At 61.5% G+C, this 18,383-nt stretch carries 17 protein-coding genes; 3 read left to right on the forward strand and 14 right to left on the reverse strand.

What is annotated here, in order from left to right:
- Window positions 1–18 precede the first annotated feature (18 nt).
- The 3 genes from acnD to prpB are packed head-to-tail and all read right to left on the reverse strand — an operon-like array spanning window position 19 to window position 4,690.
- The gene (gene acnD / locus IGW04_RS01520; RefSeq protein WP_194711242.1) at window positions 19–2,613 is read right to left on the reverse strand and encodes a Fe/S-dependent 2-methylisocitrate dehydratase AcnD; all 2,595 of its coding nucleotides are present in this window, start codon (window positions 2,611–2,613) and stop codon (window positions 19–21) included.
- Window positions 2,614–2,625: 12 nt separating this feature from the next.
- Window positions 2,626–3,780, reverse strand: coding sequence for a bifunctional 2-methylcitrate synthase/citrate synthase (gene prpC / locus IGW04_RS01525; protein WP_194711243.1), 1,155 nt, complete (start codon window positions 3,778–3,780; stop codon window positions 2,626–2,628).
- A 19-nt stretch (window positions 3,781–3,799) separates the two neighbouring features.
- The gene (gene prpB, locus IGW04_RS01530) at window positions 3,800–4,690 is read right to left on the reverse strand and encodes a methylisocitrate lyase (RefSeq protein ID WP_194711244.1); all 891 of its coding nucleotides are present in this window, start codon (window positions 4,688–4,690) and stop codon (window positions 3,800–3,802) included.
- A 222-nt stretch (window positions 4,691–4,912) separates the two neighbouring features.
- On the opposite strand from prpB, the gene prpR reads away from it, so the two are divergent.
- Window positions 4,913–6,535, forward strand: coding sequence for a propionate catabolism operon regulatory protein PrpR (gene prpR, locus IGW04_RS01535; RefSeq protein WP_194711245.1), 1,623 nt, complete (start codon window positions 4,913–4,915; stop codon window positions 6,533–6,535).
- Window positions 6,536–6,602: 67 nt separating this feature from the next.
- Here the strand turns inward: prpR and ntrC are convergent, their stop codons facing one another.
- From ntrC to glnA, 4 genes are all read right to left on the reverse strand, one after another.
- Window positions 6,603–8,141 carry a nitrogen regulation protein NR(I) gene (gene ntrC, locus IGW04_RS01540; RefSeq protein WP_194711246.1) on the reverse strand — a complete coding sequence of 513 codons (1,539 nt, stop codon included), beginning with the start codon at window positions 8,139–8,141 and terminating at the stop codon, window positions 6,603–6,605.
- A 64-nt stretch (window positions 8,142–8,205) separates the two neighbouring features.
- Window positions 8,206–9,279: a nitrogen regulation protein NR(II) gene (gene glnL, locus IGW04_RS01545; RefSeq protein WP_194711247.1), complete on the reverse strand. Its 1,074-nt coding sequence runs from the start codon at window positions 9,277–9,279 to the stop codon at window positions 8,206–8,208.
- 78 nt (window positions 9,280–9,357) lie between these two features.
- Window positions 9,358–9,870: a DUF4124 domain-containing protein gene (locus tag IGW04_RS01550; RefSeq protein ID WP_194711248.1), complete on the reverse strand. Its 513-nt coding sequence runs from the start codon at window positions 9,868–9,870 to the stop codon at window positions 9,358–9,360.
- A gap of 167 nt (window positions 9,871–10,037) precedes the next feature.
- Complete coding sequence (glnA, locus tag IGW04_RS01555) at window positions 10,038–11,453, reverse strand: type I glutamate--ammonia ligase (protein ID WP_194711249.1); 1,416 nt, start codon at window positions 11,451–11,453, stop codon at window positions 10,038–10,040.
- Between the two features lie 371 nt (window positions 11,454–11,824).
- Here glnA and IGW04_RS01560 point away from each other — a divergent pair, with 371 nt between their 5' ends.
- Complete coding sequence (locus IGW04_RS01560; RefSeq protein WP_194711250.1) at window positions 11,825–12,289, forward strand: rhodanese-like domain-containing protein; 465 nt, start codon at window positions 11,825–11,827, stop codon at window positions 12,287–12,289.
- A 161-nt stretch (window positions 12,290–12,450) separates the two neighbouring features.
- Here the strand turns inward: IGW04_RS01560 and IGW04_RS01565 are convergent, their stop codons facing one another.
- The 6 genes from IGW04_RS01565 to IGW04_RS01590 form a co-directional block, all read right to left on the reverse strand.
- Window positions 12,451–14,109 (reverse strand): peptide chain release factor 3, encoded by a 1,659-nt coding sequence (locus tag IGW04_RS01565; RefSeq protein WP_194711251.1) that lies wholly within the window; start codon window positions 14,107–14,109, stop codon window positions 12,451–12,453.
- A 71-nt stretch (window positions 14,110–14,180) separates the two neighbouring features.
- Window positions 14,181–14,798 carry a DUF2799 domain-containing protein gene (locus IGW04_RS01570; RefSeq protein ID WP_194711252.1) on the reverse strand — a complete coding sequence of 206 codons (618 nt, stop codon included), beginning with the start codon at window positions 14,796–14,798 and terminating at the stop codon, window positions 14,181–14,183.
- Window positions 14,799–15,057: 259 nt separating this feature from the next.
- A complete protein-coding gene (locus tag IGW04_RS01575; RefSeq protein WP_194711253.1) occupies window positions 15,058–15,348 on the reverse strand; it encodes a hypothetical protein in 291 nt (96 codons plus the stop codon).
- A gap of 306 nt (window positions 15,349–15,654) precedes the next feature.
- Window positions 15,655–15,861: a hypothetical protein gene (locus tag IGW04_RS01580; protein WP_194711254.1), complete on the reverse strand. Its 207-nt coding sequence runs from the start codon at window positions 15,859–15,861 to the stop codon at window positions 15,655–15,657.
- 201 nt (window positions 15,862–16,062) lie between these two features.
- Complete coding sequence (locus IGW04_RS01585) at window positions 16,063–16,518, reverse strand: universal stress protein (RefSeq protein ID WP_194711255.1); 456 nt, start codon at window positions 16,516–16,518, stop codon at window positions 16,063–16,065.
- A 113-nt stretch (window positions 16,519–16,631) separates the two neighbouring features.
- On the reverse strand, window positions 16,632–17,081 hold the full coding sequence (locus tag IGW04_RS01590) for a hypothetical protein (RefSeq protein ID WP_228526741.1): 450 nt from the start codon (window positions 17,079–17,081) through the stop codon (window positions 16,632–16,634).
- A gap of 184 nt (window positions 17,082–17,265) precedes the next feature.
- On the opposite strand from IGW04_RS01590, the gene IGW04_RS01595 reads away from it, so the two are divergent.
- Window positions 17,266–17,688, forward strand: a complete 423-nt coding sequence (locus IGW04_RS01595; protein ID WP_407672014.1) for a DUF2237 family protein — start codon at window positions 17,266–17,268, stop codon at window positions 17,686–17,688.
- Between the two features lie 195 nt (window positions 17,689–17,883).
- Here IGW04_RS01595 and IGW04_RS01600 read toward each other — a convergent pair whose 3' ends face one another.
- A complete protein-coding gene (locus IGW04_RS01600) occupies window positions 17,884–18,105 on the reverse strand; it encodes a hypothetical protein (protein ID WP_194711256.1) in 222 nt (73 codons plus the stop codon).
- Between the last annotated feature and the right edge of the window lie 278 nt (window positions 18,106–18,383).

An 18,383-nucleotide genomic window follows, 5' to 3' on the forward strand; every position in this document is an offset into this window, starting at 1 on the left:
GATGCTATGGGACTGCGCTTACGCGGCGCTGACGGACTCGAGGAAGTCCTGGGCGAAGCGCTGCAGCACGCCGCCGGCTTCATAGATGGACACTTCCTCGGCGGTATCGAGGCGGCAGGACACCGGCACTTCGACACGCTCGCCGTTCCTGCGATGGATCACCAGCGTGAGATCCGCGCGCGGCTTGCGCTCGCCGACCACGTCGAAAGTCTCGGTGCCGTCGATGCCCAGCGTGATGCGGTTCACGCCCGGCTTGAACTCCAGCGGCAGCACGCCCATGCCAACCAGGTTGGTGCGGTGGATGCGCTCGAAGCCCTCGGCCACGATCGCTTCCACGCCAGCCAGCCTTACGCCCTTGGCGGCCCAGTCGCGCGAGGAGCCCTGGCCATAGTCGGCGCCGGCGATCACGATCAATGGCTGCTTGCGCTCCATGTAGGTCTCGATCGCTTCCCACATGCGGGTGACGCGGCCTTCAGGCTCGATGCGCGTCAGCGAGCCGGGCTTGACCTTGCCATCGACCACCACCATCTCGTTCTTCAGCGTCGGGTTGGCGAAGGTGGCGCGCTGCGCGGTCAGGTGGTCGCCGCGATGGGTTGCATAGGAATTGAAGTCCTCTTCCGGCAAGCCCATCTTCGCCAGGTATTCGCCGGCCGCGCTGTCGGCCATGATCGCGTTCGACGGCGACAGATGGTCGGTGGTGATGTTGTCGCCCAATACCGCCAGCGGCCGCATGCCCGTCAGGCTGCGAGCGCCGGCCAGCGCGCCTTCCCAGTACGGCGGGCGGCGGATATAGGTTGTCTGCGGACGCCAGTCGTACAGCGGCTTGACCTGCTCGCCGTTGTCGACCGTCAGCGCAAACATCGGCTCATACACCTTGCGGTACTGTTCCGGCTTCACGCTGGCGGCCACGATCGCATCGATCTCCTCGTCCGACGGCCAGATGTCGGCCAGCGTCACCGGCTTGCCCTGCGCGTCGGTACCCAGCACGTCCTTCTCGATGTCGAAGCGTATCGTGCCGGCGATGGCATAGGCCACCACCAGCGGCGGCGAGGCCAGGAAGGCCTGCTTCGCATACGGATGGATGCGGCCATCGAAGTTGCGGTTGCCCGACAGGACGGCGGTGGCATACAGGTCGCGCTCCACCACTTCCTTCTGGATCACCGGGTCGAGCGCGCCGCTCATGCCGTTGCAGGTGGTGCAGGCAAAGGCCACAACGCCAAAACCCAGCTTTTCCAGCTCCGGCATCAGGCCGGCTTCTTCCAGGTACAGCGCCACTGTCTTCGAACCCGGCGCGAGCGAACTCTTGACCCAGGGCTTGCGCTGCAGGCCGAGCCGGTTGGCATTGCGCGCCAGGAGGCCCGCCGCGATCATGTTGCGCGGATTGTTGGTGTTGGTGCAGCTGGTGATGGCGGCGATGATCACCGCGCCGTCCGGCATCAGGCCCGGTTCGTTCTCGACCTTGCCGCTGATGCCGCGCTCGGCCAGCTGCGAGGTCGGCACCCGGTTATGCGGATTGCTCGGGCCGGCGATGTTGCGCACGACCGTCGACAGGTCGAAATGCAGCACCCGCTCGTATTCCGCGTTCTTCAGGCTGTCGGCCCACAGGCCGGTTTCCTTCGCATAGGTCTCCACCAGGCTGACCAGTTCATCCTCGCGGCCGGTCAGCTTCAGGTAGCGGATGGTCTGCTCGTCGATGTAGAACATCGCCGCGGTGGAGCCGAACTCGGGCGCCATGTTGGAGATGGTTGCGCGGTCGCCCAGCGTCAGATGGGCCGCGCCCTCGCCAAAGAATTCCAGGTAGGACGACACCACTTTCGACTTGCGCAGGAACTCGGTCAGCGACAGCACGATGTCGGTGGCGGTGATGCCCGGCTGCGGCTTGCCGGTCAGTTCCACGCCGATGATGTCGGGCAGGCGCATGTAGGATGCCCGGCCCAGCATCACGCTCTCGGCTTCCAGCCCGCCGACGCCAATCGCGATCACGCCCAGCGCATCGACCATAGGCGTATGCGAGTCGGTGCCGACCAGGGTGTCGGGGAAGGCCACGTTGTCCTTGACCTGCACCACCGGGCTCATGCGTTCCAGGTTGATCTGGTGCAGGATGCCGTTGCCTGGCGGGATCACGTCGACATTTCGGAATGCCTTCTTGGTCCAGTTGATGAAGTCGAAGCGGTCTTCATTGCGGCGGTCTTCGATGGCGCGGTTCTTGTCGAAGGCGTCGGGGTCGAAGCCGCCGCATTCCACCGCCAGCGAATGGTCCACCACGAGCTGGGTCGGCACCACCGGGTTGACCAGCGCCGGGTCGCCGCCCTGCGCGGCAATGGCGTCGCGCAGGCCGGCCAGGTCCACCAGCGCGGTCTGGCCCAGGATGTCGTGGCAGACCACCCGCGCCGGATACCAGGGGAAGTCGAGGTCGCGCTTTCTTTCGATCAGCTGCCTGAGCGAGTCGGTCAGCATGGCCGGGTCGCAGCGGCGCACCAGGTTTTCCGCCAGCACCCGCGAGGTGTAGGGCAGCTTGTCGTAGGCGCCGGGGCTGATGGCGTCGACCGCGGCGCGGGCGTCGTAATAGTCCAGCCCGGTGCCGGGGAGCTGCTTGCGATATTCGAGGTTCATGATTGTCCTGCTTTACTTGCGATCACTGATCGGCACGAAGGCCAGGTCTTCCGGGCCGACATAGTTGGCGCTCGGACGGATGATCTTGTTGTCGATGCGCTGCTCGATGATGTGCGCGGCCCAGCCGGAAGTGCGGGCAATCACGAACAGCGGGGTGAACATCGCGGTCGGCACGCCCATCATGTGGTAGGACACCGCCGAGAACCAGTCGAGGTTGGGGAACATCTTCTTGATGTCCCACATCACGGTTTCCAGGCGTTCGGCGATGTCGAACATCTTGGTCGAGCCGGATTCCAGCGACAGGTTGCGCGCCACTTCCTTGATCACCACGTTGCGCGGATCGGAGATGGTGTAGACCGGGTGGCCGAAGCCGATGATGACTTCCTTGTTCTCCACGCGCTTCCTGACATCGGCCTCGGCCTCGTCCGGATTGTCGTAGCGTTTCTGCACTTCGAACGCGACTTCATTGGCGCCGCCATGCTTGGGCCCGCGCAGCGCGCCGATCGCGCCGGTGACGGCAGAGTACATGTCCGAGCCGGTGCCGGCGACCACGCGGCCGGCGAAGGTGGACGCATTGAACTCATGTTCTGCATACAGGATCAGCGACACATGCATCGCCTTGACCCACGACTCCTTGGGCGCATGGCCGTGCAGCAGGTGCAGGAAATGGCCGCCGATGGAATCGTCGTCGGTCTCGACCTCGATGCGGCGGCCGTTGTGGCTGTAGTGGTACCAGTACAGCAGGGCCGAACCCAGCGACGCCATCAGGCGGTCAGCGATGTCGCGCGCCCCAGGCGTGTTGTGGTCATCCTTCTCCGGCAGCACGCAGCCCAGCACCGACACCGCGGTGCGCATCACGTCCATCGGATGGGACGATGCCGGCAGCGCTTCCAGCACGGTCTTCAGGTTGCTCGGAATGCCGCGCAGCGAGCGCAGCTTGGCCTTGTAGCCCTTCAGTTCGCCAGCGGTCGGCAGCTTGCCATGGACCAGCAGGTAGGCGATTTCCTCGAACTCGGAGGTGTTGGCCACGTCCAGGATGTCATAGCCGCGGTAGTGCAGATCGTTGCCGGTCTTGCCCACGGTGCACAGCGCGGTATTGCCGGCGGTGACGCCGGACAGGGCGACGGATTTCTTCGGTTTGAATGCGGCTGCCTGTTGATCGCTCATTGTTTTCTCCTGATTCTGGTTAGCGGGCTTTTTGCTGCGCGAACAGCGCGTCGAGCTTCTGCTCGAAGTCGTGGTAGTTGATGCGGTCATACAGCTCCATCCGGGTCTGCATGGTGTCGACCACATTCTTTTGCGTGCCTTCGCGGCGCACGGTGTTGTAGACGTTTTCCGCCGCCTTGTTCATGGCGCGGAAGGCCGACAGCGGATACAGCGCGATGCCGACGTCGGCAGTCTTCAGTTCTTCCACGGTGAACAGCGGCGTGGCGCCGAACTCGGTGATGTTGGCCAGGATGGGCACCTTCACCGCGCTGGCGAACTGCTTGTACATCGCCAGCTCGGTAATGGCTTCCGGAAAGATCATGTCGGCGCCGGCCTCAACGCAGGCCACGGCGCGCTCGATCGCCGCTTCCAGTCCTTCCACGGCGAGCGCGTCGGTGCGGGCCATGATCACGAAGTCCGGGTCGGTGCGGGCATCCACCGCGGCCTTGATGCGGTCCACCATTTCCTGCTTGCTGACGATTTCCTTGTTGGGCCGGTGGCCGCAGCGCTTGGCGCCGACCTGGTCCTCGATATGCATCGCGGCGGCGCCGAACTTGATCATGGACTTGACGGTGCGGGCCACGTTGAAGGCCGAGGAGCCGAAGCCGGTGTCGACGTCGACCAGCAGCGGCAGGTCGCAGACATCGGTAATGCGGCGCACATCGGTCAGCACGTCGTCGAGGTTGGAGATGCCCAGGTCCGGCAAACCCAGCGAGCCGGCCGCGACACCGCCGCCGGAAAGATAGATGGCGCGGAAGCCGGCGCGTTTGGCCAGCAGCGCATGGTTGGCATTGATGGCGCCAATCACCTGCAGCGGGGATTCTTCCTTGACGGCTTGCCGGAATGCGGCGCCTGCGGAGCGTAGTGTCATGATGTGCCTGAGTGAAGTGGTTTCAAGTGGAACGATACGGATGGCTTTATTGCAATGGACGTGCCAGAATTTTCGCCGTTCGGCATCCACGCGATTTTTTCCTTATATATCAGTTACTTGAAAAATAATGATCAGCAATGATGGTATAGTCAATCTGTTCCAATAGCGACAGATGTGTTTCAATACCGGCTATTTCACGTAACACTGAAACAGGGTTGAAACATGGCTGCAGGCTTTGATGAAACATCGTTGCAAGTCGACAAACCGGTGCTGTGGACAGTGTCAATCTCCCGGCTTTTTCACCTGTTCCGCGACATCACGCCGGAATTCGACGAGCGCGCCCTCATCGAGCCGATCAATCTCGGTTTCGAGGAAGCGGTGGAACACATCCGCGCCCGCCTGGAAAACGAGCGCTGCGACGCGGTCATTGCAGCCGGCTCGAATGCCGCCTATCTGAAGAGCCGCTTGCCGGTGCCGGTAGTCGTTGCCCGCGCCAGCGGCTTCGATGTGATGCAGGCGCTGGCCAGGGCGCGCCGCATCTCGACGCAGATGGGCATCATCACTTACCAGGACACCTTTCCCCAGCTGACCGAATTCCAGTCGGCATTCGGCCTGCGCATTGCGCAACGCACCTACGCCACCGCCGAGGATGCGCGCACCCAGATCGGCGAATTGAAGGCTGCCGGCGTGAAGGCCATTGTCGGCACCGGCCTGATCATGGACCTGGCGGAGGAAGCAGACCTGGCAGGCGTGTTTCTTTATTCCGCCGGCTCGATCCGCCAGGCCTTCGAGGATGCGCTGGAAATCGCCCGTTTCACCCGGCTGGAAAGCGGCCGCGGCCGCGGCGGCGCGGTCAGCGCCGCCCTGCGCGCCCGCCATGGCCTGAAGGACCTGCGCGGCGAATCCGCCGCCATGCAGTCGGTGCGGCAGATGGCGATGCTGTATGCCCGCTCGCCGGCAACCGTGCTGATCCAGGGCGAAACCGGTTCCGGCAAGGAGCTGGTGGCACAGGCCATCCACCGGGAAAGCATGCTCGGCCATGCTGCCGGCAAGCCTTTCGTTGCGGTCAATTGCGGCGCCATCGCCGAGTCGCTGCTCGAATCCGAACTGTTCGGCCATGAGGAAGGCGCCTTCACCGGCTCGCGGCGAGGCGGCCGCCCGGGCCTGTTCGAGGCGGCGCATCGCGGCACCTTGTTCCTCGATGAAATTGGTGAAATGCCGCTGGCGCTGCAAACCCGCCTGCTGCGGGTGCTGGAAGAGCGGGAAGTGATGCGGGTCGGCGGCACCCGGCCGATTCCGGTGGATGTGCGCATCATCAGCGCCACCCACTGCGACCTTGACGCCCGCGTGCGCAACGGCGAGTTTCGCGCCGACCTGTTCTACCGGCTGTCCGTTCTGCGACTGCGCCTGCCTTCGCTGCGGGAACGCCCGGAAGACCTGACCGGCCTGGCGGAATGGCTGCTGAAGAACGCGCTGGCGGCGCTGGGCGTGCGGCCGCATGCCAATCTGCATGCGGAAGTGCAAGCCTGCGGCCCGCTGTTGCGCGGTTACGGCTGGCCCGGCAATGTGCGCGAGCTGCGCAATCTGATGCAGCGGCTGGCGCTATTCCTGTCCGCCGAGCCGCTGCAGGCGCTGACGCCAGCCTTCGTCGCCTCGGTGGCGCCGGAACTGGGCGTGGCTGCGCCGCCGGTGCAGCCGGACGCACCGGTGGCGGAGCCAAACGGCATCCTGCATGTGCTGGCCCGCTTCGGCGGGGACCGGAGCGCGGCTGCGCGGCACCTGGGCATCAGCCGCACCACCTTGTGGCGCAGGGTGAAACAGGCGGAGGCTGAAGCACCGGATTGAAGCAGCGCCGCGCCACCCCGGTGCGTGGCATGCGGCGGCGAGATGCGATGCGCCGCCGCGGTTTTTCTTACTCGTCCTTGGCGCCGTCGATGCCCAGTTCGTGGATCTTTCGGGTGATGGTGTTGCGCCCGATGCCCAGCCGGACCGCCGCATCGTTCTTGCGGCCGTGGGTATGGCGCAGCGCGGTCTTGATCAGTGCCGACTCGAACTGCCGCCCCAAGGCATCCATCACTTCCGGCCGGCCGGCGGCCAGCATTTGCGCCGCCTCGCTTTCCAGCAGCGCAATCCAGTTCGGCCGCTCCGGCGGCGCCATGTCCGCATAGGCGGCGGGCATGGTGCTGGCAAGCGCCGGGGTGGCGGGATGGTGGGCGCCCACGGCAGCGGGCGCCGGCGCGATGAATTGCGGCACGGGCGCCATCGCAGGCAGCGTACCGGCGGCGGCCAGGTTCTGCTGGCCTTCCAGCAATTCGGGCGGCAGGTCCTTGACCTCGACGGTCTGGCCGGGCGCCATCACCGTAATCCAGTTGCACAGGTTTTCGAGCTGTCGCACATTGCCGGGCAATTCCAGATGGGACAGGAACTGCATCACATGCTCGGACATGCGCTTGGCTTCCACGCCCAGCTGCTTGGCGCTCTGCGAAAGGAAATGCCGGGTCAGGATGGGAATGTCCTCGCGCCGTTCGCGCAGGCTCGGCAGGCGCAGCCGGATCACATTGAGCCGGTGATACAGATCCTCGCGGAACAGGCCTTCACGTACCCGCGTTTCCAGGTTCTGGTGGGTCGCCGCAATCACCCGCACATTGGCCTTCAGGGGCTGATGGCCGCCCACCCGGTAGAAATGGCCGTCGGACAGCACCCGCAGCAGCCGTGTCTGCAGGTCGAACGGCATATCGCCGATCTCGTCGAGGAACAGCGTACCGCCCTCGGCCTGTTCGAAACGTCCGCGGCGGGTGGCCTGCGCGCCGGTAAATGCGCCGCGCTCGTGGCCGAACAGCTCGGACTCCAGCAGGTCCTTGGGAATCGCCGCCGTATTGAGCGCAATGAATGGCTGTGATGCACGCGGGCTGTGCTTGTGCAGCGCCCGCGCCACCAGTTCCTTGCCGGAACCGGATTCACCGGTGATCAGCACCGTCACATTCGACTGGGAAAGCCGGCCGATTGCACGGAACACATCCTGCATTGCCGGCGCCTGGCCGAGGATTTCCGGCGTCTCGGATATCGTCTGCTCCTCGTTGGCCTCGCGCAGGCTTTCCTCCAGCGCGCGGCGGATCAGTTCCACCGCCTTGTCGAGATCGAATGGCTTGGCGAGATACTCGAAGGCGCCGCCCTGGAAGGCGGCCACGGCCGAGTCGAGGTCCGAGAACGCGGTCATGATGATGACCGGCAGGCCCGGGTGGCGCGCCTTGGCCGCCTGCAACAGCGCCAGGCCGGACTCGCCCGGCATCCGGATATCTGAAACCAGCACCTGGGGAGTGGCAGTCTGCAACGCCTCCATCGCGTCGCGGGCATTTGAAAAACTCCGCGTCGGGAGGTTTTCCCGCGCCAGCGCCTTTTCAAGTACCCAGCGTATCGATTCGTCGTCGTCAACTATCCAGATTGGTTTCATAAGTGTCCTGCATCCCGTATTACGTTATTCTTCGGCCCGGGCGCGGTGCACCGACGGGCAGGCATCAGGGCAGAGGTATCAGTATCCTGAAATCCGTGCATCCGGGACGGCTTTCGCATTCGATCACTCCCATGTGCTGCTGAATGAAGGTTTGCGCCAGCGTCAGTCCCAATCCGCTTCCGCCGTCGCGGCCGGAAACGAGCGGATAAAAGATGCGATTCTGAATCTCGGGGGGAATCCCCGGCCCGTTGTCCACGATATGCAAGTCTAATGCCAGGCGATAACGCACCTTCACCAGCGTGACCTGGCGCGCCACCCTGGTTTGAAATGTCAGCACCGCATCGCCCGCCTCGATCCGCTTGGCCAGGGCTTGCGCCGCGTTATGGGCGATGTTCAGCACGGCCTGGATCAGTTGCTCCTTGTCGCCGCGGAATTCGGGCACGGAAAGGTCGTAATCCCGCTTGATGGTCAGCCCGTTTGGAAACTCGGCCATGATCAGGCTGCGCACCCGCTCGAACACCTCGTGGATGTTGACGTCACCGACGATATGCGGCCGCCGGTGCGGCGCGAGCAGGCGGTCCACCAGGGTCTGCAGCCGGTCGGCTTCCTTGATGATCACCTGCGTATATTCGCGCAGCGGATTGAGCTGCCGCTCCGGCAGCTCCAGCTCCAGCAACTGTGCCGCGCCGCGGATGCCGCCCAGCGGGTTCTTGATCTCGTGCGCCAGGTTGCGGATCAGTTCCTTGTTGGCCTGGCTCTGGTCCATCAGGCGCTCCTCGCGGTCGAGCTTGAGCTGCTGCACATTCTCGCGCAGCTCGATCAGCACCGGCATCTGCGGGTCGTCCAGTGCGCTCACCATCATGTGTACCTGCAAAGGGTCGCGGCCCATGCGCTCCAGCACCAGGTCCTGGCGCTTGTCGTCGAACAGATGGGCGGCTGCCTGGGTGAAGATATCCTGCAGTTCGACGCCGTTGAGGAACATGTCGGTCAGCCGCTGGTTCTGCATCACTTTCAGCGAGCTTTCCAGCAGGTTTTCAGCGGCAGGATTGGCATAGCGGATACAGCCCTGTGCATCGAGCACGAGCACGGCAGACGCCAGCAGGTCCAGTCCGGCGAGAGAGGGAAATTTGGTAGTCACGAAAGTTGGGTCACAATCTCTGGCACAAAAGAAAAAGGCCGCAGTATGCGGCCCGGTCATCGAACGCAAATGCGTATGCTATTTTAAATTGCCTATCTCGCGCTTCAGCGCTTCGATATTTTTTTCGGTACGGCTCAGATCATCCTTCAACGCAGCCACCCTGTCCTGGTACTTGGCGTAATTGCGCTCATCGCCGCGCCGCTCGGGTTCGCCGTTGTTGTACTCCTGTTTCAACGCTGCCAGCTTGCGCTCCTCGCCTTTCAATTCCTCGGCCAGGATCTGCATACGGTCATTGTCACGCGCCTTCTGGGTGGCGCTGTCTATCTTGGGAAAATCGCCCGGACTGGTGGCGCCGGCGGGACGGCTCAGTGCGGCGGTTTGCGCAATCGGCTTCTTGTAGGGTGACGGAATCATCGAGATTCCCTGCATGTCGACCCGCTTGCAGCCCTTGGTCTCGCCGGTATTCTTGTATTCCCGGCTGCCGTCGCTGTTCATGCAGACCCAGACATCGGTCTGCGCATGCGCACTGGCCAGCATGGCAGCGCCAAGCAACAGCGCAGACAGGCGGAAGGATAAGGAGAGAGTTGGCATAACTTTCTTCCTGGAAATTTTTTAAAACGTTAGTGTAGGGTAACAAGCGGCTGCTGACAAACATTGTTAGCCCGATTCGGCGCAGGCACAACAGCCTGGATGCAAAAAAGCGGGAAAGGCCGCCGGCCTTTCCCGCTTTCAGCGTGCATCCGGTCGTGCGTGACCGATTACAGCGAGTAGTACATGTCGAACTCGATCGGGTGCGTGGTCATGCGGAAGCGCTGGACTTCCGTCATTTTCAGCTCGATGTAAGCGTCGATCATTGCGTCGCTGAACACGCCGCCACGGGTCAGGAACTCGCGATCCTTGTCCAGGGCTTCCAGCGCCTCGTCGAGCGAGGAGCAGACGGTCGGGATCAGCTTGTCTTCTTCCGGCGGCAGGTGGTAGAGGTCCTTCGAGGCAGCTTCGCCTGGGTGGATCTTGTTCTGCACGCCGTCCAGGCCGGCCATCAGCAGCGCGGCGAAGCACAGGTACGGGTTGGACGAAGGATCCGGGAAGCGGGTCTCGATACGACGGCCTTTCGGATTCGACACGTGCGGAATGCGGATCGAAGCCGAGCGGTTGCGTGCCGAGTAAGCCAGCTTCACAGGTGCTTCAAAGCCGGGAACCAGGCGCTTGTAGGAGTTGGTGCCCGGGTTGGTGATCGCATTCAGCGCCTTGGCGTGCTTGATGATGCCGCCGATGTAGAACAGCGCAAACTCGGACAGGCCGGCATAGCCGTCGCCTGCGAACAGGTTCTTGCCATCTTTCCAGACGGACTGGTGCACATGCATGCCGGAACCGTTGTCGCCAACGACAGGCTTGGGCATGAAGGTGGCGGTCTTGCCGTAGGTGTGGGCGACGTTCCAGATCACGTATTTCATGTTCTGGGTCCAGTCGGCGCGCTCCACCAGGGTGGAGAACTTGGTGCCGATCTCGTTCTGGCCGGCGCCGGCCACTTCGTGGTGGTGCACTTCAACCGGGATGCCCAGCGACTCGAGGATCAGGCACATTTCCGAGCGCATGTCCTGGAAGCTGTCGACCGGCGGAACCGGGAAGTAGCCGCCCTTGACGGTAGGACGATGGCCGGTGTTGCCGCCTTCGAACTTCTCGTTGGTGGACCAGGAAGCTTCTTCGGAATCGATCTTCACGGAGCAGCCGGACATGTCGACTTTCCACTGCACGCTGTCGAAGATGAAGAATTCTGGTTCCGGACCGAAGTAGGCGGTGTCGCCCAGGCCGGAGGACTTCAGGTAGGCCTCAGCGCGCTTGGCGATGGAACGCGGATCGCGGTCGTAGCCCTTGCCGTCGGAAGGTTCGATCACGTCGCACTGCATGAACAGCGTGGTCTCTTCCATGAACGGGTCGATGTTGGCGGTGTTCGGGTCCGGCATCAGGATCATGTCCGATGCTTCAATGCCCTTCCAGCCAGCGATGGAGGAACCGTCGAATGCATGGCCAGATTCGAACTTGTCCATATCGAAGTGAGACACGGGAACGGTGACGTGCTGTTCCTTGCCCCGGGTATCTGCGAAGCGGAAATCAACGAATTTGACTTCGTTGTCTTTCACCATTTTCAAGACCTCTGCGGCCGTCATTGCCATGCGAATCTCCTAAATTGAGCAAATTGATAGTGGTTGGTCAGCCGGGGAACACGCGCCGGTTTGGGACGATTGCCTGGGATACGACCGAACTCAGGCCGGAATGATAGCAGATTCCATGCCACCGAATTGATCAAAGCCAATGAATCCGTTACGCGCTAATCTCGCTGGTTTACAAGGGAAAAATCAGGTCGTAAGAAGTGCGCAAACCGTACAATCCAAGCCAATGCACCGATATTGGGCGATCGACGAGACCATAGCACCATTATGGCGCATTCTCCTTTTTGAGCGGCCTGAAACGCCTCTTTTTGGTGCGAAAATATTGGCTAGTTTTCGCGGCGTTATAATGCGCGCTTTTAAACCGGGAGTACGCGATGAAAACCGCCGACGACATCCTCAGCACGGCGCGCGACCGTGCCACTATGGGACAACTGCCTTACGCCGGCGCGGTGACGCCGCAGGAAGCCTATGAACTGCTGCAATCGGCTCCGCATGCCAAACTGATCGACGTGCGCACCAATGCCGAGCGTGACTGGGTCGGCAGGGTCAACATCCCGAATGACAAACAGGCTGCGGTCCAATGGAATCTCTATCCGGGCGCAAGTCCGAATCCGGAATTCAGCACCCAACTGGCGCAACAGGCCGGGAAAGAAGACATTCTGCTTTTCCTCTGCCGTTCAGGCGTACGTTCCCGCCACGCAGCCAAGCTGGCCACCGAGCAGGGATACAAGAACGCTTTCGATATCCTGGAAGGTTTCGAGGGCGACAAGGACGCCGAGGGCCACCGCAAGACAGTGGGCGGCTGGTGCAAGGCCGGCCTGCCATGGACAGGCGCCTGACGAGCCCGGCGTGATGGCCGGAACCGCTGCAGCGGCCGATCCGGTTACGCGGGCTTCCTGCCCTTCCGCTGGAAAATCACATAAGCCGACACTGCAGCGCCTGACCTGCCGGCGCTGCCGGATTCCACGAAAAACGCTGCGATTCTTCCGGCTGCCGGTGGTCAGCCGACCTTTACCGAATGCTCCCGCGTGGCATGGAAAGTGATTTTCGGCCAGCGTTCCTGCGTCAGGCGCAAGTTGACGCCCGAAGTGGCCAGATAGGCCATGTTGCCGGCGGCATCGTAGGCAATGTTGTGGCCGGCCGCCGATTTCTCGAAGTCCGCCAGCACCCTCTTGTCATCGCATGAAATCCAGCGCGCGCTGCTGATGCTGGTTCCTTCGAATACCGCATCGACGCCATACTCGTTCATCAGCCGGCTGGCAACCACCTCGAACTGCAGCACGCCCACCGCGCCGAGGATCAGGTCGCCGCTGTTGACCGGCTTGAACACCTGCACGGCGCCCTCCTCGCCCAGCTGCTGCAGACCCTTGTGCAATTGCTTGACCTTCAGCGGGTTGCGTATGCGCACCGAGCGGAAGAAATCCGGCGCAAAGTAGGGAATGCCCGTGAATTGCAGCAGTTCGCCTTCGGAAAAGCTGTCGCCGATCTGCATGTTGCCGTGATTGGGCAGGCCGATGATATCGCCGGCATAGGCCTCCTCCACCTGCTCGCGCGACGAAGCCATGAAGGTCACCACGCTGGAAAGCTTGATGTCGCGGTTCAGGCGCAGGTGCTTGATCTTCATGCCGCGCTCGAAGCGCCCCGAGCAGACCCGCAGGAAAGCGATCCGGTCGCGATGCGCCGGGTCCATATTGGCCTGGATCTTGAAGACAAAGCCGGAAAACGGCGTTTCCGTCGGCGACACCGAACGCACCGTGGCATCGCGCTCGCGCGGCGGCTGCGCCCAGTCCAGCAGCGCGTTCAATATTTCCCTCACGCCAAAATTGTTGATCGCCGAGCCAAAGAATACCGGCGTCTGCTTGCCGGACAGGAAAGCGTCCAGATCGAAAGGATGCGATGCGCCGTGCACCAGTTCGACTTCCATCTTCAACTGTTCGATTTCCAGCGGGAACATCTGCTCCAGCCGCGGATTGTCTATGCCCTTGATGACTTCGAAGGTCTGGTCCGCCTTTTCGCTGCCCGGCGCAAACAGCATGATTTCATCGCGCAGCAGGTGATACACGCCGCGGAAGGTCTTGCCCATGCCGATAGGCCAGGTAATCGGCGCACACTGAATGTCGAGAACCGATTCCAGTTCATCCAGCAGCTCGAGTGGATCGCGTGTCTCGCGGTCCATCTTGTTCATGAAGGTGATGATGGGCGTATTGCGCATCCGGCAGACATTGAGCAGCTTGATCGTCTGCGCTTCCACGCCCTTGGCGGCGTCGATCACCATCAGCGCCGAGTCGACCGCCGTCAGGACGCGGTAGGTATCCTCGGAAAAGTCCTGGTGGCCCGGCGTATCCAGCAGATTGACCACATGATCGCGGTACTCGAACTGCATCACCGAACTGGCCACTGAAATGCCGCGCTGCTTTTCGATCTCCATCCAGTCCGATGTCGCATGGCGTCCGCTCTTGCGCGCCTTGACCGTGCCCGCAAGCTGAATCGCGCCCGAAAACAGCAGCAGTTTCTCGGTCAGTGTCGTCTTGCCGGCGTCCGGGTGGGAAATGATGCCGAAGGTGCGACGGCGGGCAACTTCGCGGGCGATCAGCTCGCCGGATGCGTTGCGCGTTGCCGGTACGGCATCGTCGCTAGGCAGATCGGGAATGGAAGACATGGCAGGGGCCTTGCGAAAAGGCGAGAAGTCTACCGCCTATTGCGCTTGAAGTCTAATTGACCAAGCGCCGGTCAGCGCCGCATTTCCCGCAGCCTGAACCGCAGCCTGTCTTCCGCGATATCGAGATCGCGTTGGATGGCCAGTTGCCGTCGGCCGGCGTCCTGTCTGCGGTCCAACAGCCGCTCGATTTCATTGAGCAGCGTGGTGCGCCGTTCCGGCGAAAGATTGGGGCGCCGCAGTTCGTTGCGGATATCGTCCATCCGCCTGTCGTTCCGGCGCGCCTCGTTCTGGTCGTTCTGCAGCATGTTGCGAAGATTCTGCACCTGGCTTTCGAGTCCATTGATCTCCCTGCCCTGCCGATACTGGTCAAGAAAAGGAGCCCGCAAGTGGGGCGGGCAATCGCCGACACTGTCCGGCCGGCCGCGCCGACCAACCTCGAAACCGTTTTCCGGCTGGCAGTAGCTGAGCAGGCCTTCCATCCGGCCCGACAGGTAAGCCTCCAGATCGGGTTTGACATCGGCCTTGGCGCAGGCGCTTGCATGCTGCTGCAATCTGGCGGAGGGCTCCCCGTTGGCGCCATCCGTGTAACCTATCTGACGCCAGTCAGCGTTCTTGCATTGCTCCGGGCTCAGGGATGCGCAGGAAGAAAGAAGGAATGCGCTGATTGCGATGACAGAACTTTTATACATGTGAGCTCTCCGGGAATTTACTCTGTGTAATCATTTCCAGCCGGAGTATCCCATTTCATGGGCAAAAAAAACCCGCGGCGCAATGCACCACGGGTTAAGTCGCTGCCTGCAAGCTGCACAGGAAGATCACAAAGCCAGATTACGCCGACCGATGGCCAGCTCCTTGCGCGCCGACAAAAATAAATTAATAAAGCAAAAGCGTCCGCGCCTTGACGGCAACGGACGCTTTAATGGCGCGGACTTCCTTTAACGCCAAGCCCTACATCTGGCGAGGCTTGAACTGCTTGTCGCTGATACGGAACTTGTTGCGCCGGTCGCCCATGAGGCTCCGCAGTTCAGCAATGCTGAGGTCGGTGACTTCATGCATGCGAATCAGCAAAGAGGCGCCCACCGGAAGCCGGCGATGCCGGATCTTGCTGATCACGGGCGGTGCGACTTCCAGCGCGCGTGATAGGGCAGCATCGTTCTTGAGCTTTAATCTGCCGATAATGGAAGCCAGCAGATTGTCCGGGTCATACTTCACCGTGTCGGCGTTGTGCTCTGTGCTCATTTCGTCTCGCTCTTGGTTGGTTTGGTATTTGCATTCTGGCCACGAAGAACATTGCCATTTTGATATATCGCAAGCGTCTGTTCGGCGACCGATCACGCAAGTTGTCTCGCCCCGTGTGGACGCGCACGCGGACTGCCCAGTGCCAAGACACTGTTATGGGCCCCGAAGAGGCGCTGGGAGCTTTAATCACCGGCCAGATGCAAGGCGCGGCGACGAGACAGTAACGCATTACGGCGAGTCGCCGCACCGCCGCAGATCGCCGATGATGGCGACTTCCAGCCCCTGTCCTGAGGTTCATAAAAGGCTTTAGTTACCGTCGCCGAACTCCGCCTCTTCTTCCAGGTAATCATCCCGGCAGTTGCTACTGCAAAAACGCCGCACGCTGTCCACCGGCTGGTCGCAATACCAGCAGCTTCCCTTGGGCTGCAGCGCCATCAGCCCGCTGGCACTGCGCGGCGTGTTGCCGGCAGCGGCGGACGGATGCGGTTCGTGGTCGGGATGTGCTTCGATCATGACGTCCTCCTGGATGCACAGCGAATTACTGAAAAACAAGAACTCGGCAAAGAAGATTACATTTATGACAACTAGATCGCATGCGTGCAATCAAAGGTCTTTACCGTTGCCTTACTCATTTGCTGCTGGCTGCGCTCGTGTCAATGCGTGCAGCGATCGGCCAGCATGGACGTTCGCCTCGGGGTCTGAGCTGACGTCTCGTTACGGTCGCGGGCCAGCCGCTACCAGCAGACTGCAGCGGATTTTTTCCAGCAGGACCGCATCGATGGAGCCGCGCCACCAGCGCAATGCGAAGGCCTTGTGCCTGGCGTGGCCGACAATGATCAGGTCGGCGTTAAGTTCATTCGAGAGCGCCTGGATAATGTCGGCTGGCTCGCCGACTTCAAGATGGTCAACGACCCGCAGACCGGCTGCGGCGAGAAGGGCATGCCCCTCCGCTATCTCCTGTTCCATCTTTTGCTTCTCCGCCACCAGGCCTTCCTCGACGCTCAATACCGCCGCGGCGGCATATTCGCCCACCAAAAGGTAGGGAGGCGGCGTGACAACCACCACCAGGTGCACCTGCGCTTCAGGCCCGGGGGCAAGCTTGATGCATTCATGCAATGCATAGCGGCTTTCAGGACTTCCGTTATAAGCAACCAGAATCGTGCGGTACATGAATGTCTCCTTCACGTAGCGGTGCGGTGGATGGATGTAATGGGCGGATGGTAACTGCTATACGGCCGGGTAGCAACACATCGTCTTGCCTCCCCGCCATGCGCCAGCGCCGTTCAGGCGCTTACTGTGAATGTCACCCTTGCCTTATCCTGCCGTTTAAGGAAAAGCAATATCATTTCACGCACGATGTGCCGCTCGTCATGTTCCAGCAAGTGCAGGTCCTCAACCAGCGACACTTCATCACGCGTCATTCGCGCCAGCAAGACAGTTACCTCGCTGCACTGATCAGATGACGCAACATGGGATGACTCGGCCACGGTACCGAAGCGGAGCCAGTCTGCAGGCACATCAAGCCAGCTCGCCAGGGCACGCAGTTTGTCCTGTGTGGGTATCGCCTGGGCGACCAGCCATTTACGTGCAGCGTGCACAGTAATCGGACGCCCCGGATAGATTTCATTAAAGTGCCGCGCCAGCACGGTCGGACTGTCCGGCGCATGGCGCGCCCGGCGCAATGCGCTCTTGAGCCGCCCTGAAAACTGTTCTCGTTCTTCTGCAATATGCATATTGCCCTCCCTTCAAGGCGCTCCACTGCAGGCGGCTTGCCGAGGTCCGCTCATTTATTGTTGATTCCGGCAAGAGGCTGCCGCACTGGCAGAGCAGCCGTATTGCTAGCCTACTCGAAGCGATCTTCGAATATCTGTGCGGCAACCAACATAGCAATGATTGCGTATCGCCTTTGGCGGTGGCATGCTTCAGCGCTTGAGCCAAGGAGAGAAGATGCACAATGCCGGAACGGAGAGAGGGAGAAACGTTTTTAATGAGCCCCTCGTGCCTTGCTCGTTCAACCCGCTGACGGGTTACTTCAGGGACGGCTGCTGCCGCACCAGCGAAGAAGACACAGGTACGCATGTGGTGTGCGCAATCATGACAGCCGATTTCCTGGCGTTCAGCCATGCCAGGGGCAATGACCTGAGCACGCCGCGCCCCGAATGGGGCTTTGCTGGCCTGAGACCCGGCGACCAATGGTGTCTATGTGCGCTTCGCTGGAAAGAGGCATGGCAGGCAGGGGTGGCGCCGCGCGTGGTGCTGGAAAGCACCAACAGCCGGGTGCTCGACCTCATTGCGCTGGATGACTTGCAGGAATACGCTTGGCAACCGGACCTTTCCTAGAGTCAGGTTTCAGGCGCAAACCAAGGAGGCCGGGGATTCTGCACGGCAGAAGGATAGTCGGTTGCAACGCGCGAGGGAACGATGCGATTTGGCGTCACCGCCTGCAACCAGGCAACCACCCTGGGCTTGTCGCCACGACCGGATCGCGCTCGTTTTTCGCGGGATTCGGACCAAATCCTTGGGCCGCAGAGACGCCTAGCGCCCGTCGTAATTCCTGCGTCGGGAGGGTTGAAGCAGTACTCGCAAGGCAACGTCGATGTCGACTCGCCGGTTCTTGAGAAAGTTGGCTGCGTAGCCGGTGCCGTGCAACTGCTGCATACGGATTCCCTGCTTCACGAAACGGGCGGTATGCCAGTCCGGGCGCGTCGGCGTGGAAGCGGGAAAGTCCCAGGAATCTTCGTTTCTTTGCGTCTGCATGATCGTCTTTTTGTAAAGGAAAGGAAAAACGGGAACTGCAATTAAGCAACATTTGTCGACGCGTCAATATAAATCAAGCAATTTCCACCGTCTGTGCGGAACCGCACACACAATTGATGCTCAAACTATTTGACTTAGCGGTCGCGCGAGTGCAACGGGCCGGACTTATTTTAGTTTCCCATCGCTGCCAGTCAATGTCCGGTTTTGGATTTTTTGCAATCTTTATTGCGGTAATCGGCCTCGCCAGGCATTTTGTTGCCTTTCATGTAATTACCCTC

Origin of the sequence: Noviherbaspirillum soli (assembly GCF_015352955.1) — a bacterium.
In the GTDB taxonomy this organism is placed as follows: domain Bacteria; phylum Pseudomonadota; class Gammaproteobacteria; order Burkholderiales; family Burkholderiaceae_D; genus Noviherbaspirillum_A; species Noviherbaspirillum_A soli.

Coding starts and splice junctions, on each gene's coding strand:
- IGW04_RS01595 (WP_407672014.1), top strand. CDS start 17,266: ATGCTTCAGCGCTTGAGCCAAGGAGAGAAGATGCACAATGCCGGAACG.
- prpR (WP_194711245.1), top strand. CDS start 4,913: ATGGCTGCAGGCTTTGATGAAACATCGTTGCAAGTCGACAAACCGGTG.
- prpC (WP_194711243.1), bottom strand. CDS start 3,780: ATGAGCGATCAACAGGCAGCCGCATTCAAACCGAAGAAATCCGTCGCC.
- IGW04_RS01565 (WP_194711251.1), bottom strand. CDS start 14,109: ATGTCTTCCATTCCCGATCTGCCTAGCGACGATGCCGTACCGGCAACG.
- IGW04_RS01570 (WP_194711252.1), bottom strand. CDS start 14,798: ATGTATAAAAGTTCTGTCATCGCAATCAGCGCATTCCTTCTTTCTTCC.
- IGW04_RS01560 (WP_194711250.1), top strand. CDS start 11,825: ATGAAAACCGCCGACGACATCCTCAGCACGGCGCGCGACCGTGCCACT.
- IGW04_RS01550 (WP_194711248.1), bottom strand. CDS start 9,870: ATGCCAACTCTCTCCTTATCCTTCCGCCTGTCTGCGCTGTTGCTTGGC.
- prpB (WP_194711244.1), bottom strand. CDS start 4,690: ATGACACTACGCTCCGCAGGCGCCGCATTCCGGCAAGCCGTCAAGGAA.
- IGW04_RS01590 (WP_228526741.1), bottom strand. CDS start 17,081: ATGCATATTGCAGAAGAACGAGAACAGTTTTCAGGGCGGCTCAAGAGC.
- ntrC (WP_194711246.1), bottom strand. CDS start 8,141: ATGAAACCAATCTGGATAGTTGACGACGACGAATCGATACGCTGGGTA.
- glnA (WP_194711249.1), bottom strand. CDS start 11,453: ATGGCAATGACGGCCGCAGAGGTCTTGAAAATGGTGAAAGACAACGAA.
- IGW04_RS01575 (WP_194711253.1), bottom strand. CDS start 15,348: ATGAGCACAGAGCACAACGCCGACACGGTGAAGTATGACCCGGACAAT.
- IGW04_RS01580 (WP_194711254.1), bottom strand. CDS start 15,861: ATGATCGAAGCACATCCCGACCACGAACCGCATCCGTCCGCCGCTGCC.
- IGW04_RS01600 (WP_194711256.1), bottom strand. CDS start 18,105: ATGCAGACGCAAAGAAACGAAGATTCCTGGGACTTTCCCGCTTCCACG.
- IGW04_RS01585 (WP_194711255.1), bottom strand. CDS start 16,518: ATGTACCGCACGATTCTGGTTGCTTATAACGGAAGTCCTGAAAGCCGC.
- acnD (WP_194711242.1), bottom strand. CDS start 2,613: ATGAACCTCGAATATCGCAAGCAGCTCCCCGGCACCGGGCTGGACTAT.